Raw genomic sequence first — 14,619 nt, forward strand, 5'->3', positions numbered from 1 at the left:
GTCGAGTTGAGGAAAGAGATAAATGAGTATGGTTGATACTACGCCGGGCAAGATTCAGGTTCGTGATTTGAACTTCTATTACGGCAAATTCCATGCACTGAAAAACATCAGCCTGGATATTGCCAAAAATCAGGTGACGGCGTTTATCGGGCCGTCTGGCTGCGGTAAATCCACGCTGCTGCGCACCTTTAACAAAATGTATGAGCTCTATCCTGAGCAGCGTGCGGAAGGCGAAATCCTGCTGGATGGCGACAATATTCTCACCAATACCCAGGATATCGCTCTGCTGCGCGCGAAAGTGGGCATGGTGTTCCAGAAACCGACGCCGTTCCCGATGTCGATTTACGACAATATCGCCTTTGGCGTGCGTCTGTTTGAAAAGCTTTCGCGCCCGGATATGGACGAGCGCGTGCAGTGGGCCTTGACCAAGGCCGCATTGTGGAATGAAACCAAGGATAAATTGCACCAGAGCGGCTACTCTCTCTCCGGCGGCCAGCAGCAGCGTCTCTGCATCGCGCGCGGCATTGCTATTCGCCCGGAAGTGCTGCTGCTGGATGAGCCATGCTCGGCGCTGGATCCGATCTCAACCGGCCGTATCGAAGAGCTGATCACCGAGCTTAAGCAGGATTACACCGTGGTTATCGTGACGCACAACATGCAGCAGGCGGCGCGCTGTTCCGATCACACTGCGTTTATGTATCTCGGTGAGTTGATTGAGTTCAGCAATACAGACGATCTGTTCACCAAGCCTGCGAAGAAGCAAACGGAAGATTACATTACCGGGCGCTACGGCTGATTGCCGAACCACAGAGGTGGCAGCCACCTCGTTACCACGTGAAATTTGTCGGGCATTTGGAGTGCACCATGGACAATCTGAACCTTAACAAACATATTTCCGGGCAGTTTAACGCTGAGCTGGAAAGTATTCGCACTCAGGTCATGACGATGGGTGGAATGGTAGAGCAGCAGCTCTCGGATGCGATCACTGCGATGCATAACCAGGACAGCGAGCTGGCAAAGCGCGTTGTTGAAGGGGATAAGCAGGTCAATATGATGGAAGTCGCCATCGATGAGGCCTGCGTGCGCATTATCGCCAAGCGTCAGCCGACGGCGAGCGATTTACGCCTGGTGATGGCGATCATCAAAACCATCGCCGAACTGGAGCGTATTGGCGACGTGGCGGATAAAATCTGCCGTACGGCGCTGGAGAAGTTCTCCCAGCAGCACCAGCCGCTGCTCGTCAGCCTTGAGTCGTTAGGACGCCATACCGTGCAGATGCTGCATGATGTGCTGGACGCCTTTGCGCGCATGGACATTGACGAAGCGGTGCGCGTCTATCGCGAAGATAAGAAGGTGGATCAGGAGTATGAAGGCATTGTGCGTCAGCTGATGACCTACATGATGGAAGACTCCCGCACTATTCCGAGCGTGTTGACCGCCCTCTTCTGCGCCCGCTCTATCGAGCGTATCGGCGACCGCTGCCAGAACATCTGCGAGTACATCTTCTACTTCGTTAAAGGCCAGGATTTCCGCCACGTTGGCGGCGACGAGCTGGACAAGCTGCTCGCCGGGAAAGATCCGAAAGAGTAAGCACAATAAAAACCCCCTCGTGATGAGGGGGTTTTGCTTCACGCTGACTTACTGAGTAGCTGACCGGCAAGCGTTGCGAGCTCATCGCATTGCCACAGCTTCTCCCGCCAGCGGTGCGGGATCCCCTCCACGCCGTACCAGGCACCAGCCAGCTGCCCGGCAATCGCCGCTGTGGTATCCGCATCGTCGCCAAGGTTGGTCGCCAGCAGGATCGTCTCTTCGAAACTCTCCCCGTGGGCGAAGCACCAAAGCGCCGCCTCCAGGCTTTGCACGCAGTAACCGGTGCCGAACACCTCCGCACGCGATTTCTGCCGGTAATGCCCTTCGGCGATCTGGCGCAGATTAGCCTGTTCCGGCAGCTGCGCAATATCTGTCAGCGTGTCGGATTTACTCTTACCCTGCAGCGCATTGATAAGCATCTGCGCGAAGAGACGACAGCTGGCCAGCGCTTCTGGCGCGGCGTGCGTCGTCCGCGATGAGGCTTCTGCATACTCCAGCGCCTTTGGCACATCCGGATAGTACCAGAGCACCACCGGCGCCAGCCGCATCAATGAACCGTTGCCCGCCGTGCGCGGATCGCTCGAGCCGGCAAAGGGCTCGCCGTCGTGCGCAAAGCGCTGCAGCGCGGATGAGACAGTCATCCCGATATCAAAACAGGTCCCCGTGGAGCTTAAATAGCCCCACTTCCACCAGTTCAGATAGCGGTTCATCTGATCGGTCGCATCAAACCCTTTACAGGCGATCAGGCTGTGCGCGAGGCAGAGCGCCATGGAGGTGTCATCCGTCCACTGCCCGGCTTTTAAATGAAACGGGCCGCCGCCGACCATATCGGTGACCGGGGTAAAGCTCTCTCTGGGACTGAACTCTACCGTTGTGCCAACCGCATCTCCGGCCGCGAGGCCGAGCAGACACCCCTGATAACGCGCAAGTAAATCCGACATCATTTATTCCTTATTTCGGGCAAGTCGTCAGGAGAAATCTGCCCACAGACGCAGCTTCCCGCAGTGGAGGCAGCGGAAGAGGTAGCCCTGACAGTCGCCGCCGTCGCGCAGATACTCCTGTAGTTTGTTGATATCCATACCAAAGGCCCGGCAATCGGCGTCCAGATCGGCAAACTGATCCAGCTTGTCGGCTATCTCTTTCCAGCCAACGTAACCAATAAAGGCGCAGAAATCATTGCAGTGCGCCAGCCAGTGCTCCTGCTGCCAGCCGCAATAGCCGGGTGTGCGTTGCGTCAACTCAGCAACGGTAGCTTCCGGCCACGAACTGCTAAAGCCGGTAAATTCGCCCTCATCATCAAACTCCCCTTCGACACCTTCAAGGCTGCAATCATCCTGAAATGTGCCGTTGAATTTCTCTGCTGCTGAGCCATCGGCAATGCACCACGGGCAGAGCGTATCGACATCTTCCGCAGTAAAGAACGGGTTGGTGTAGTAGACGTCTGTTGGCTGTGAGCAACAGGCGCAGGTCACGGTTTTGCCTTCAGAGAAGACGCCCGTTTCCAGGGGCTGTGGATGGTATTTGAATACCGGGAGAGGGCGATTATTCTGGTCCATAAAAACATCCTGTTTTGTAGGTAAGTTAGCGCGTAACAGACCACCCGCGAGCGCGCCACAATGCTGGCAGCTGTGCTAAGTCAGTAAATGTCGTCACTTTTGGGTGATCGATAGGTACGTTATGCGGGTCGGCGCAGAAGTAAAAGACTTCCATCCCTGCCGCAATGCCAGATTGCGCTCCGGCGGCGGAATCATCCACCAGAATGCACTTCTCCGGCGAGACATCGAGTACCTCTGCTGCATGGTACATTAACGCTGGATCGGGCTTCCAGCGCTGGATGTCATAGCCACTGAACAGTTTTTCCGGAAAGTGGTGCAACATCCCAAGTTTACCTAATGAGTGTTGCATTTTGCTCACTGGCCCGTTAGAGACCACGCACATGGGAACGCTAACGGCGTCAAGCAGTGCGCTGGCACCCGGAATCACCTCCAGCTCGCTGTCGAACAGACGCGCTACTTCGGCGCGATAAACCGGCTCGAGTAGCGCTTTATCCAGCGCTTTACCGTGCTCTTCGCCGATAACATCAATAATTTCATACAGTTTCATGCCTTTGAAACGCTTAAAGACCTCTTCGAGATCCAGCGTAATGCCAACGGTTTGAAACATATGAACGTATGCGCGGGAACAGATTACTTCGCTATCGACCAGGGTGCCGTCACAGTCGAAAAAGATCGCTTCAATGTGGGACATGCCATTTCCTGTGATTACAAGTTTAACGATTACTTAACGCAGATTGCGGGACGCAATCGTTGCCGTATAAGCAAATTCAATGAAAAAAAGTGCGTGATAACCGTCAATACTGCCTCATTTTGGTATAGGATAGCGACGAATTTTCCCTCCTATTCCGGAAATTGATAATGAGCCAACAACAGACTTCCCAGGCCTCTCGCCCGGGGTTGCTTGACCGCGTGTTCAAACTGCGTGACCACGGCACAACGGCGCGCACCGAAGTGATCGCCGGCTTCACGACGTTTTTAACGATGGTCTACATCGTTTTCGTTAACCCGCAAATTTTAGGCGTCGCCGGAATGGATACCAGCGCAGTTTTTGTCACCACCTGTCTGATTGCTGCGTTCGGCAGCATCCTGATGGGTCTGGTGGCTAACCTGCCGGTCGCGTTGGCTCCGGCAATGGGATTGAACGCCTTCTTCGCCTTTGTGGTGGTTGGCGCGATGGGGCTCTCCTGGCAGGTCGGTATGGGCGCGATCTTCTGGGGTGCGGTCGGTCTGCTGTTGCTGACCATTTTCCGCGTACGTTACTGGATGATTGCCAATATCCCGATGAGCCTGCGCGTTGGCATCACCAGCGGGATCGGCCTGTTTATCGGCATGATGGGCCTGAAGAACGCGGGCGTGATTGTCGCCAATAAAGAGACGCTGGTCAGCATTGGTAATCTGACGTCGCACAGCGTGCTGCTGGGCGTGCTTGGTTTCTTTATCATCGCCATTCTGGCCTCGCGCAATATTCACGCCGCGGTGCTGGTCTCAATCGTTGTGACCACGCTTCTGGGCTGGCTGCTGGGCGATGTGCAGTACCACGGGATTATCTCTAAGCCGCCAAGCGTGATGTCGGTGGTAGGCAATGTCGATCTCGCCGGCTCCTTTAACCTCGGCCTTGCGGGCGTGATCTTCTCGTTTATGCTGGTGAACCTGTTCGACTCCTCCGGGACGCTGATCGGTGTGACCGACAAAGCCGGGCTGGTGGATGAGAAGGGCAAATTCCCGCGCATGAAGCAGGCGCTTTACGTTGACAGTATCTCCTCTGTTACCGGCTCCTTCTTCGGTACCTCGTCGGTTACCGCCTACATTGAATCCTCTTCGGGTGTCTCGGTTGGTGGGCGTACCGGCCTGACGGCGGTAGTCGTGGGTTTGCTGTTCCTGCTGGTGATCTTCCTCTCGCCGCTGGCGGGAATGGTGCCGGGTTACGCGGCTGCGGGCGCGCTGATTTACGTTGGGGTGCTGATGACCTCAAGCCTGGCGCGTGTGAAGTGGGACGATCTCACCGAAGCGGTGCCGGCGTTTATTACCGCCGTGATGATGCCGTTCAGCTTCTCCATCACCGAGGGGATCGCACTTGGCTTTATCTCCTACTGCGTGATGAAAATCGGTACCGGACGTCTGCGTGAGCTTAGCCCGTGCGTGGTGATCGTGGCGCTGCTGTTCCTGCTGAAAATCGTCTTTATCGACGCGCATTAATCCCTTCTCCCTCTCCCAATTTGGGGGAGGGAAAGCCTTATCCCAACACTTATTCAGATCAACGCTTTTTCGGCGGGCAGGCTGGTGAAACGCATCAGGCGGGAAGCCGGATCGTTGGCGCGGGTCAGCACATCAGTCAGGTAGTGCCACCCTTTCTGGCTATCGAACTCCCAGATGCGCAGGCTCTCAATCGCAGGCGCGACCGCAACTGACCAAATCAGCACATCTTCGGCATCGCACATCACTTCTACCTGCGCATGGCGCGTGACGCGAAGCCGCCCGGAGCCGGGCAGCAGCTGGAGCTGCATCGGGTCGTCCTGCATCTGGTGAATCAGCTTCATCACGCTCTGGCGCAGCGTTAACAGCTGCGTTTGCGCTTCACTGGCATCGTTCTGGTTGTTTATCCACAACTGCTCATTGTTGCTGAAGGTATATTTATGCCCGTGCGGGCTATGGAAGCTGCGCGTCGCGCGCTGTAGCTCCATATCAAGGCCGCACTCGCCTTCGGTCGTGATGGCAACGCCAACCAAATTCCCGGCGTAGGCCAGTGAAAAGCTCGGCAGGCTGCTGTCGGCGAAGCGCGGTCGTCCGCTCTCCTCAACCACCATCTCCGGCAGTTCGCTGATGCCATAAAGCATAAACATCATCTCTGCGAGCAGCGCCCGGGAAGCGATATAACGGGAGCGGCGATGTTCCGGTAGCTGCCCTGCGGCATCAAGGCACGCCTGAGGGAGCCGGGTCGAGACAAGATGGCCTTCTGAAAGGATCCCTCTTGCAAAGTGTGTCGCCATTTTTCGCTCCGTGATAATGGGCTGCGTGAATCAAATCGACAATCGACATTATCGCCTGTGATGAATAGGTTTTAATGCGAAAAGTCCCATCTGAAAAGTCCTAAGGCGTGATATTTACACTTTCTTTCGTCAATAGGGAACACTTTCGGAAAAAGTGATGAAATGACGGCTAACGAGCGCTAAAACGCCCGCCAGCCGTGGGATGAGGGATTATTTACCAATACAGAAGCTGGAGAAAATCCTGCCCAGCAGGTCATCAGAAGTAAACTCGCCGGTGATCTCGCTCAGGCTCTGCTGCGCCAGGCGCAGCTCCTCTGCGAGCAGCTCGCCCGCCCAGGCACCCAGTAGCTGCGCTTTGCCCTGTTGCAGATGCTCAGCCGCCATTTCCAGCGCCTGCAGGTGACGACGACGCGCAAGGAAGCCGCCCTCCATGCTGGTGTCGAAACCCATGCTCTGCTTGAGATGCTGACGCAGCACGTCCACCCCTTCGTTGGTACGCGCAGAGAGGCGAACAAGTGAGTGATTGTTCACTTCGCTGATACCCGGCTGTTCTCCGGTGACGTCTGCTTTATTGCGCACCACGGTAATTGGCAATTTCGCCGGTAAACGGGCGATAAAATCAGGCCAGATATCCGCCGGATCGACGGCGTCGGTGGTGGTGCCGTCAACCATAAACAGCACGCGGTCCGCCTGTTCGATCTCCTGCCAGGCGCGCTCAATCCCGATGCGCTCTACTTCGTCGCTGGCTTCGCGCAGCCCGGCGGTATCAATAATGTGCAGCGGCATCCCGTCGATATGGATATGTTCACGTAGCACATCGCGCGTGGTACCAGCGATATCGGTGACGATCGCCGCTTCGCGACCAGCCAGCGCGTTAAGCAGGCTCGACTTCCCGGCGTTTGGACGCCCGGCAATCACCACTTTCATCCCTTCACGCAGCAGGCTGCCCTGGCGCGCTTCGGCACGCACCGCATCGAGATCGCTTATCACATCATTAAGCTGCGCTTCGATTTTGCCGTCGGAGAGAAAGTCGATCTCCTCGTCCGGGAAGTCGATTGCCGCTTCGACGTAGATGCGCAGGTGAGTGAGTGCTTCCACCAGATGATTAACGCGGGCTGAAAACGCGCCCTGCAAAGAGTTGAGCGCCGAACGCGCGGCCTGCTCGGAGCTGGCGTCAATCAGGTCGGCAATCGCTTCTGCCTGCGCCAGGTCGAGCTTGTCATTGAGAAACGCGCGTTCAGAGAACTCGCCCGGTTTAGCGATACGCAGCCCGGGCAGCGTCAGAATACGCTTTAACAGCAGATCGAGGATCACCGGGCCGCCGTGGCCCTGTAGTTCCAGTACATCTTCACCGGTAAAAGAGTTGGGGCCGGGGAACCACAGCGCAATGCCCTGGTCCAGCGCGCTGCCATCGGCGTCCTGAAACGCAAGATAGTCGGCATAACGCGGTTTCGGCAGCTTGCCCAGCACCGCCTGCGCGACGTCGCGCGCTTTCAGGCCGGAGATACGCAGGATGCCCACACCACCGCGTCCCGGTGGGGTTGCCTGGGCGACGATAGTGTCGTTATGGCTCATGGTTTATTTTCCAAAATCTCAAAATAAGAAAGGCGGTCAGTTGACCGCCTTGTCTGAATCTTACCAGTAATACGCAAAATAATTTAAGTTGCAGGAAGGCGGCAAGCTTGTGAGTCCCCAGAAGTTTACATCAGTAAACGACTGGGGGGAGCAAGTGCAGCCAACGCACATGCAGCTTAAAGAATGACGCGTATTAAGAGCTTTTCTTCTCGCGGCTATGGAGACCACGTTTCTCCAGACCACGGTAAATCAGCTGCTGCTGCAGAATGGTTACCAGGTTGCTGACGATGTAGTACAGCACCAGACCTGACGGGAACCACAGGAAGAACACCGTGAAGATGACCGGCATAAAGGTCATGATCTTCTGCTGCATCGGGTCGGTCACGGTGGTCGGCGACATCTTCTGAATGAAGAACATCGTTACGCCCATCAGGATCGGCAGGATGTAGTACGGGTCTTGCGCAGAGAGATCGTGGATCCACAGCGCGAACGGCGCATGGCGCAGCTCAACGGAGCCCATCAGCATGTAGTAGAGCGCAAGGAAGATTGGCATCTGGATCAGCAGCGGGAAGCAGCCGCCCAGCGGGTTCACTTTCTCCGCTTTGTACATCGCCATCATTTCCTGGCTCATACGCTGCTTATCATCGCCCAGACGCTCACGCATAGCCTGAATCTTCGGCTGCAGCATGCGCATTTTCGCCATCGAGGTGTACTGCGCTTTGGTCAGCGGGTACATGATGCCGCGCACGATGAAGGTGATCGCGATGATAGAGAAGCCCCAGTTGCCGAGGAAGCTGTGGATCCATTTCAGCAGCTTAAACAGCGGCTGAGAGATGAACCACAACCAGCCGTAATCCACGGTCAGATCCAGGTGTGGCGCCGCAGCGGCCATCTTGTCCTGAATCTCCGGGCCGACCCACAGGGTGCTGTTCAGTAAGCCAGTCTGGCCCGCTGCGATGGTAATCGGCTGAGATTTGTAGCCGATTGCCGCAACGCCGTTGCCCAGATTCGCGGTGTAGAAGTTATTCGCGCCGTCGTTACGTGGGATCCACGCCGTGGCGAAATATTGTTGCAGCATCGCAACCCAGCCGCCTTTCGAGCTGACGTTCAGGTTTTCGTCATCGGCGATGGTGTCAAACTTGTACTTCTCATACTTGGTGTCCGGCGTGGAGTACGCCGCGCCGCGGAACGTGTGCAGCGCAAAGTTGCTGCTGCCGGTATCGCGGTGAGAAGGGAGTTTGATGGTCTGCTTCAGTTGACCAAAGGTAGCCACCTGCAGCGGTGTTGTACCGGCGTTTTTCACGCTGTAGCCAACGTTCACCGCATATTCACCGCGTTTCAGGGTGAAGGTTTTGGTGAAGGTGTTGCCTGCCGCATCGGTATAGGTCAGCGGAATCGCCAGCTCGTTCTGGCCTTCTGCCAGTACAAACGCATCTTTATCGACGTTATACAGCGGGCGTGGGCCGTTAGCCGGGTTGTCCGGGCCGTTCTGGCCGGTCAGACCGCTCTGCGCCTGGTAGACAAACTCAGGCGTGGTTTCCAGTAACTGGAACGGCTCGGTCGCACCCAGCTCTTTCGGGTACGTCGGGAGCAGTGCCTGCTCAACATCACCACCACGGGTGTTGATGGTCAGCTCAAGCACGTCGGTTTTAACCGTAATCAGTTTCCCCTGGCCACTGGCCGGAACGCTCTGGTCGGCTGCGTTACCCGCTGCGGTGGTCGTAGTCTGCGTGGTCTGCTGCTGCGCCGGAGGAGGATTTTGTTCCTTCTCCCACGTTTGCCAGATCATGAAAGACACGAACAACAAAGCGATGATAAAAAGATTGCGTTGCGAATCCATCGTTAGTGTTCTCTGGTTTTAGAAGGTCCTGGCGGGACGGGATCGTCGCCACCCGGATGTAAAGGGTGGCATTTTAATACGCGTTTCACTGTCAACCAACTGCCTTTTAACACCCCAAACCTGCGCAAGGCCTCAATTCCATAGTGAGAACAGGTAGGGGTGAAACGGCAGTGCGGCCCGAGTAGCGGACTAATCAGGCGTTGGTAGACCCGTATAAGGGCTATCAGGACCCTTGAGCCTGGCGACAATGGCGGCGCCATAATTTTTCCAACGCTTCCGTGAGAGCACGGTTATCGAGGTCGGCAACCCCTTTCTTTGCCACCACCACAAAATCCATGGCCGGCAGGTCATGTTGGTGCAAACGAAAACTTTCACGCGTCAGACGTTTAATCCGATTGCGTTCATGTGCGCGTTTGACATTTTTCTTGGCGACGGTAAGACCGATACGGGGATGCCCCAGCGAATTCAGGCGGCCGAGGATGGTGATTTGCGGCGTGCCAGCCCGTTGTGGCTGCTGGAAGACGAATGTGAAATGAGTGGGAGTTAACAAACGTAACTCCCTGGGAAAAGCGAGCTTAACCACTCAGGGGTTAGCTTTTATTACTTGGAAACGGTCAGACGTGCGCGGCCTTTAGCGCGACGACGAGCCAGAACCTGGCGACCATTTTTAGTAGCCATACGAGCACGGAAGCCGTGAGAACGGTTGCGCTTCAGTACAGACGGTTGAAAAGTGCGTTTCATGGCGATTTCTACCTAAACTTGAATAAATTCACTGACTTTTGCGTATGCCCGAACGAATATCGAACGACCGGCGCGCAAGCCATGGGTAATTAAAGAGGCCGGATTGTAATAATTGTACACTCCGGAGTCAATTCTCTTTCCTTATAGCGCACGTATTTTTGCACAGATCTGCGCAAAAACTAAGCGGCTTCCGGCGCCTGAAAAGAGTAAGACGCGCCGGGGGCAGAATTATACGGGGCAAATGGCAAAGCGCAAGGATCCGCCTGGATCTTCCTTAGATCGTTTATGGGATTATTCGGCGAAAACCATTTAATTTTCCAATATGCGGCCTAAATCTTCCCGCACCCGCGCCTGGATCGTTTACACTTAGCGCGTTCCGGATCGGCCTGTGGATAAATCGTGAAGAATCTGTGAGAAACAGAAGATCTCTTCGGCGGTTTACGCTATGATCCGCGGTCCCGATCGCGATCCACGATCGCTCTGGGGCAAAAACCGTAAACAGCGGTTCGCACATCACCCCGCTGGGTCTTATCGATGTGTGTCAAAAAAGATTAATGTCTCTGTCTTTACTATTTATCGATTTACGTTCGAGTGGAGTCCGCCGTGTCACTTTCGCTTTGGCAGCAGTGTCTTGCCCGATTGCAGGATGAGTTACCAGCCACTGAATTTAGTATGTGGATCCGCCCGTTGCAGGCGGAACTGAGTGACAACACGCTGGCTTTGTATGCGCCAAACCGTTTTGTGCTTGATTGGGTAAGAGACAAATACCTTAATAATATCAACGGTCTGCTTAATGAATTTTGCGGGGCGGATGCGCCACAGCTGCGTTTTGAAGTGGGCGCTCGTCCGGCCAACCAGACAATGAGAGAGCCTGCCACCGTGGCTGCGCCCGCTCAGGCGGCGCAGATCGTGATTCCGCGCGCCGCGCCTGTCGCCCGTTCAGGCTGGGACAACGTGCCCGCCCCGGCGGAACCGACCTACCGCTCAAACGTCAACGTCAAACACACCTTTGATAACTTCGTCGAAGGTAAGTCGAACCAGCTGGCCCGCGCGGCGGCCCGTCAGGTGGCAGATAACCCCGGCGGCGCTTACAACCCGCTCTTTTTATATGGCGGCACGGGTCTCGGTAAAACGCACCTGCTGCACGCGGTGGGTAACGGCATTGTGGCGCGTAAGCCGAATGCCAAAGTGGTGTATATGCACTCCGAACGCTTTGTCCAGGACATGGTAAAAGCCCTGCAAAACAATGCGATCGAAGAGTTTAAACGCTACTACCGCTCCGTTGACGCCCTGCTGATCGATGATATTCAATTCTTTGCCAATAAAGAGCGATCCCAGGAAGAGTTCTTCCACACCTTTAACGCCCTGCTGGAAGGCAATCAGCAGATCATTCTCACCTCGGATCGTTATCCGAAAGAGATCAATGGTGTTGAGGATCGTCTCAAATCCCGCTTCGGCTGGGGGCTGACCGTGGCGATCGAGCCGCCGGAGCTGGAAACCCGCGTTGCGATCCTGATGAAAAAGGCCGACGAGAACGATATCCGTCTGCCGGGCGAAGTGGCCTTCTTTATTGCCAAGCGCCTGCGCTCCAACGTGCGTGAGCTGGAAGGGGCACTGAACCGCGTTATCGCCAACGCCAACTTTACCGGGCGCGCCATCACCATTGATTTCGTGCGCGAAGCGCTGCGCGATCTGCTGGCGCTGCAGGAGAAGCTGGTCACCATCGACAATATTCAGAAGACGGTGGCGGAGTATTACAAGATTAAGGTGGCAGATCTGCTGTCGAAGCGACGCTCCCGTTCCGTTGCCCGCCCGCGCCAGATGGCGATGGCGCTGGCGAAAGAGCTGACCAACCACAGCCTGCCGGAAATCGGCGATGCCTTTGGCGGCCGTGACCACACCACCGTACTGCATGCCTGCCGTAAGATTGAGCAGTTGCGTGAAGAAAGCCATGATATCAAAGAAGATTTTTCCAATTTAATCCGAACTCTCTCTTCGTGACGCTATGAAATTTACCGTTGAACGTGAACACTTATTAAAGCCGCTGCAACAAGTTAGCGGCCCGCTGGGCGGACGCCCGACGTTGCCTATTCTCGGTAATCTGCTGCTTCAGGTTACCGACGGCGCGCTTTCGCTGACCGGCACCGATCTTGAAATGGAGATGGTTGCCCGCGTGGCGCTTGTCCAGCCCCATGAACAGGGCGCGACAACCGTACCGGCACGTAAATTCTTCGACATCTGTCGCGGCCTGCCGGAAGGGGCGGAAATTGCGATGCAGCTGGAGGGTGAGCGCATGCTGATCCGTTCCGGGCGCAGCCGTTTCTCCCTCTCAACCCTGCCCGCAGCAGATTTCCCTAACCTGGATGACTGGCAAAGCGAAGTGGAGTTTACGCTGCCGCAGGCCACCATGAAGCGCCTGATCGAAGCGACGCAGTTCTCGATGGCACACCAGGACGTCCGTTACTACTTAAACGGCATGCTGTTTGAAACCGAAGGTGAAGAGCTGCGTACCGTTGCTACCGACGGCCACCGTCTTGCCGTCTGCTCGATGCCGATTGGGCAAACATTGCCGAACCATTCGGTGATCGTGCCGCGTAAAGGGGTGATTGAGCTGATGCGTATGCTCGACGGTGGCGATACGCCGCTGCGCGTGCAGATCGGCAGCAATAACATTCGCGCCCACGTCGGCGACTTTATCTTCACGTCGAAGCTGGTAGATGGTCGTTTCCCGGATTATCGCCGCGTATTGCCAAAAAACCCGGACAAAACGCTGGAAGCGGGCTGCGATTCGCTGAAGCAGGCTTTTGCCCGTGCGGCGATCCTCTCTAACGAGAAGTTCCGCGGTGTGCGCCTCTACGTCAGCGAGAACCAGATCAAAATCACCGCCAATAACCCGGAGCAGGAAGAAGCGGAAGAGTTTCTCGATGTCACCTACGGCGGTAGCGAAATGGAGATCGGCTTTAACGTCAGCTACGTGCTTGATGTGCTGAACGCGCTGAAGTGCGAGAACGTGCGCATTCTGCTGACCGATTCCGTTTCCAGCGTGCAGATTGAAGACGCGGCGAGCCAGAGCGCAGCCTATGTCGTTATGCCAATGCGGTTGTAGAAAATAGCGGGCTATCTTTCTGGTTACTCTGGCTTCGGGCAGCGCCCGCAATCTTCACGTACTTCAGTACGCTGCGGTTGCTGCGCGCTGGCTGTTGACAGGCTAACTGCGACGATACGCCCTGGTAATGAGTGAATCATGTCGCTAACCCGCTTACTGATAAAAGATTTCCGCAATATCGAAAGCGCGGATCTCGCGCTCTCCCCTGGCTTTAATTTTCTGGTGGGCGCTAACGGCAGCGGGAAGACCAGCGTGCTGGAGGCGATCTACACCCTCGGGCATGGCCGGGCGTTTCGCAGCCTGCAAATTGGTCGCGTTATTCGCCATGAGCAGGAGGCGTTTGTCCTGCACGGGCGTTTGCAGGCCGAATCACGCGAAATCGCCATTGGCCTGACCAAAGATAAGCTCGGCGACAGCAAAGTGCGCATCGACGGCACCGACGGCCATAAAGTGGCAGAGCTGGCGCTGCTGATGCCGATGCAGCTTATTACGCCCGAAGGGTTTACCCTGCTTAACGGCGGCCCGAAATACCGTCGTGCCTTTCTCGACTGGGGATGCTTCCACAACGAAAGCGGCTTTTTTACCGCCTGGAGCAATCTCAAGCGCCTGTTAAAACAGCGCAACGCCGCTTTACGCCAGGTGAGCCATTACGGCCAGCTGCGTCCGTGGGACAAAGAGCTGGTGCCGCTCGCCGAGCAGATCAGCCGCTGGCGCGCGGAGTACAGCGCCGCTATCGCGGAAGATATGGCCGACACCTGCCGGCAGTTCTTACCGGAATTTTCCCTGACCTTCTCTTTCCAGCGCGGCTGGGAGAAAGAGACCGATTATGAAGAGGTGCTGGCGCGCAGTTTTGAGCGCGACCGCATGCTCACTTACACCGCGCACGGCCCGCATAAAGCGGATTTCCGCATTCGTGCGGATGGCGCGCCCGTTGAAGACACCCTTTCGCGCGGACAGTTAAAACTCCTGATGTGCGCGCTGCGCCTGGCGCAGGGGGAGTTCTTAACGCGTGAAAGCGGGCGACGCTGTTTATACCTGATAGATGATTTTGCCTCGGAGCTTGATGACGAAAAGCGCGGGCTGTTAGCCAGCCGGTTAAAAGCCACCCAGTCACAGGTTTTCGTCAGCGCCATCAGCGCTGAACACGTTATGGACATGTCGGACAAAAATTCGAAGATGTTCACCGTGGAAAAGGGTAAAATAGCCGATTAACCCAAGTTGAAA

The 14,619-nt window shown here is 56.0% G+C and carries 15 protein-coding genes; 6 read left to right on the plus strand and 9 right to left on the minus strand.

What is annotated here, in order from left to right:
- Positions 1–22 precede the first annotated feature (22 nt).
- Both pstB and phoU read left to right on the plus strand, forming a co-directional pair.
- Positions 23–796 (plus strand): phosphate ABC transporter ATP-binding protein PstB, encoded by a 774-nt coding sequence (gene pstB / locus IAE50_RS10940; RefSeq protein WP_042714852.1) that lies wholly within the window; start codon positions 23–25, stop codon positions 794–796.
- A gap of 68 nt (positions 797–864) precedes the next feature.
- Entirely contained in the window at positions 865–1,590 is a 726-nt protein-coding gene (gene phoU, locus IAE50_RS10945) for a phosphate signaling complex protein PhoU (protein ID WP_042714854.1), read from the plus strand.
- Positions 1,591–1,628: 38 nt separating this feature from the next.
- On the opposite strand, the gene IAE50_RS10950 is transcribed toward phoU, so the two are convergent.
- From IAE50_RS10950 to yieH, 3 genes are read right to left on the minus strand one after another with little or no spacing between them, the layout of a single operon-like run.
- Positions 1,629–2,531, minus strand: a complete 903-nt coding sequence (locus IAE50_RS10950; protein ID WP_200580262.1) for an ADP-ribosylglycohydrolase family protein — start codon at positions 2,529–2,531, stop codon at positions 1,629–1,631.
- A 27-nt stretch (positions 2,532–2,558) separates the two neighbouring features.
- The gene (gene cbrC / locus IAE50_RS10955; RefSeq protein ID WP_042714856.1) at positions 2,559–3,146 is read right to left on the minus strand and encodes a PF03691 family colicin E2 tolerance protein CbrC; all 588 of its coding nucleotides are present in this window, start codon (positions 3,144–3,146) and stop codon (positions 2,559–2,561) included.
- Between the two features lie 25 nt (positions 3,147–3,171).
- Positions 3,172–3,837 carry a 6-phosphogluconate phosphatase gene (yieH, locus tag IAE50_RS10960; RefSeq protein ID WP_042714857.1) on the minus strand — a complete coding sequence of 222 codons (666 nt, stop codon included), beginning with the start codon at positions 3,835–3,837 and terminating at the stop codon, positions 3,172–3,174.
- Positions 3,838–4,004: 167 nt separating this feature from the next.
- Between yieH and IAE50_RS10965 the strand changes: the two genes are divergently transcribed.
- Positions 4,005–5,342 carry an NCS2 family permease gene (locus tag IAE50_RS10965; RefSeq protein ID WP_200135080.1) on the plus strand — a complete coding sequence of 446 codons (1,338 nt, stop codon included), beginning with the start codon at positions 4,005–4,007 and terminating at the stop codon, positions 5,340–5,342.
- Positions 5,343–5,395: 53 nt separating this feature from the next.
- On the opposite strand, the gene IAE50_RS10970 is transcribed toward IAE50_RS10965, so the two are convergent.
- The 6 genes from IAE50_RS10970 to rpmH all read right to left on the minus strand — a co-directional run bounded on the left by IAE50_RS10970 (position 5,396) and on the right by rpmH (position 10,289).
- On the minus strand, positions 5,396–6,133 hold the full coding sequence (locus IAE50_RS10970) for a 4'-phosphopantetheinyl transferase superfamily protein (protein WP_200135081.1): 738 nt from the start codon (positions 6,131–6,133) through the stop codon (positions 5,396–5,398).
- Between the two features lie 210 nt (positions 6,134–6,343).
- Positions 6,344–7,708 carry a tRNA uridine-5-carboxymethylaminomethyl(34) synthesis GTPase MnmE gene (gene mnmE / locus IAE50_RS10975; RefSeq protein ID WP_094422653.1) on the minus strand — a complete coding sequence of 455 codons (1,365 nt, stop codon included), beginning with the start codon at positions 7,706–7,708 and terminating at the stop codon, positions 6,344–6,346.
- A 193-nt stretch (positions 7,709–7,901) separates the two neighbouring features.
- Positions 7,902–9,548: a membrane protein insertase YidC gene (yidC, locus tag IAE50_RS10980; protein ID WP_200580263.1), complete on the minus strand. Its 1,647-nt coding sequence runs from the start codon at positions 9,546–9,548 to the stop codon at positions 7,902–7,904.
- A 2-nt stretch (positions 9,549–9,550) separates the two neighbouring features.
- Complete coding sequence (gene yidD / locus IAE50_RS10985) at positions 9,551–9,808, minus strand: membrane protein insertion efficiency factor YidD (protein ID WP_076769289.1); 258 nt, start codon at positions 9,806–9,808, stop codon at positions 9,551–9,553.
- The gene (gene rnpA, locus IAE50_RS10990; RefSeq protein ID WP_076769290.1) at positions 9,772–10,131 is read right to left on the minus strand and encodes a ribonuclease P protein component; all 360 of its coding nucleotides are present in this window, start codon (positions 10,129–10,131) and stop codon (positions 9,772–9,774) included. The genes yidD and rnpA overlap by 37 nt, the downstream gene beginning before the upstream one ends.
- A gap of 17 nt (positions 10,132–10,148) precedes the next feature.
- Positions 10,149–10,289, minus strand: coding sequence for a 50S ribosomal protein L34 (rpmH, locus tag IAE50_RS10995; RefSeq protein ID WP_000831330.1), 141 nt, complete (start codon positions 10,287–10,289; stop codon positions 10,149–10,151).
- A 603-nt stretch (positions 10,290–10,892) separates the two neighbouring features.
- Between rpmH and dnaA the strand changes: the two genes are divergently transcribed.
- From dnaA to recF, 3 genes are all read left to right on the plus strand, one after another.
- Entirely contained in the window at positions 10,893–12,290 is a 1,398-nt protein-coding gene (gene dnaA / locus IAE50_RS11000) for a chromosomal replication initiator protein DnaA (protein ID WP_200580264.1), read from the plus strand.
- A 4-nt stretch (positions 12,291–12,294) separates the two neighbouring features.
- Positions 12,295–13,395, plus strand: coding sequence for a DNA polymerase III subunit beta (gene dnaN, locus IAE50_RS11005; RefSeq protein WP_042715130.1), 1,101 nt, complete (start codon positions 12,295–12,297; stop codon positions 13,393–13,395).
- A 138-nt stretch (positions 13,396–13,533) separates the two neighbouring features.
- Complete coding sequence (gene recF, locus IAE50_RS11010; RefSeq protein WP_042715128.1) at positions 13,534–14,607, plus strand: DNA replication/repair protein RecF; 1,074 nt, start codon at positions 13,534–13,536, stop codon at positions 14,605–14,607.
- The last annotated feature ends 12 nt before the right edge of the window (positions 14,608–14,619 follow it).

Origin of the sequence: Kosakonia sp. S42, assembly GCF_016624785.1 — a bacterium.
Lineage (GTDB): Bacteria > Pseudomonadota > Gammaproteobacteria > Enterobacterales > Enterobacteriaceae > Kosakonia > Kosakonia cowanii.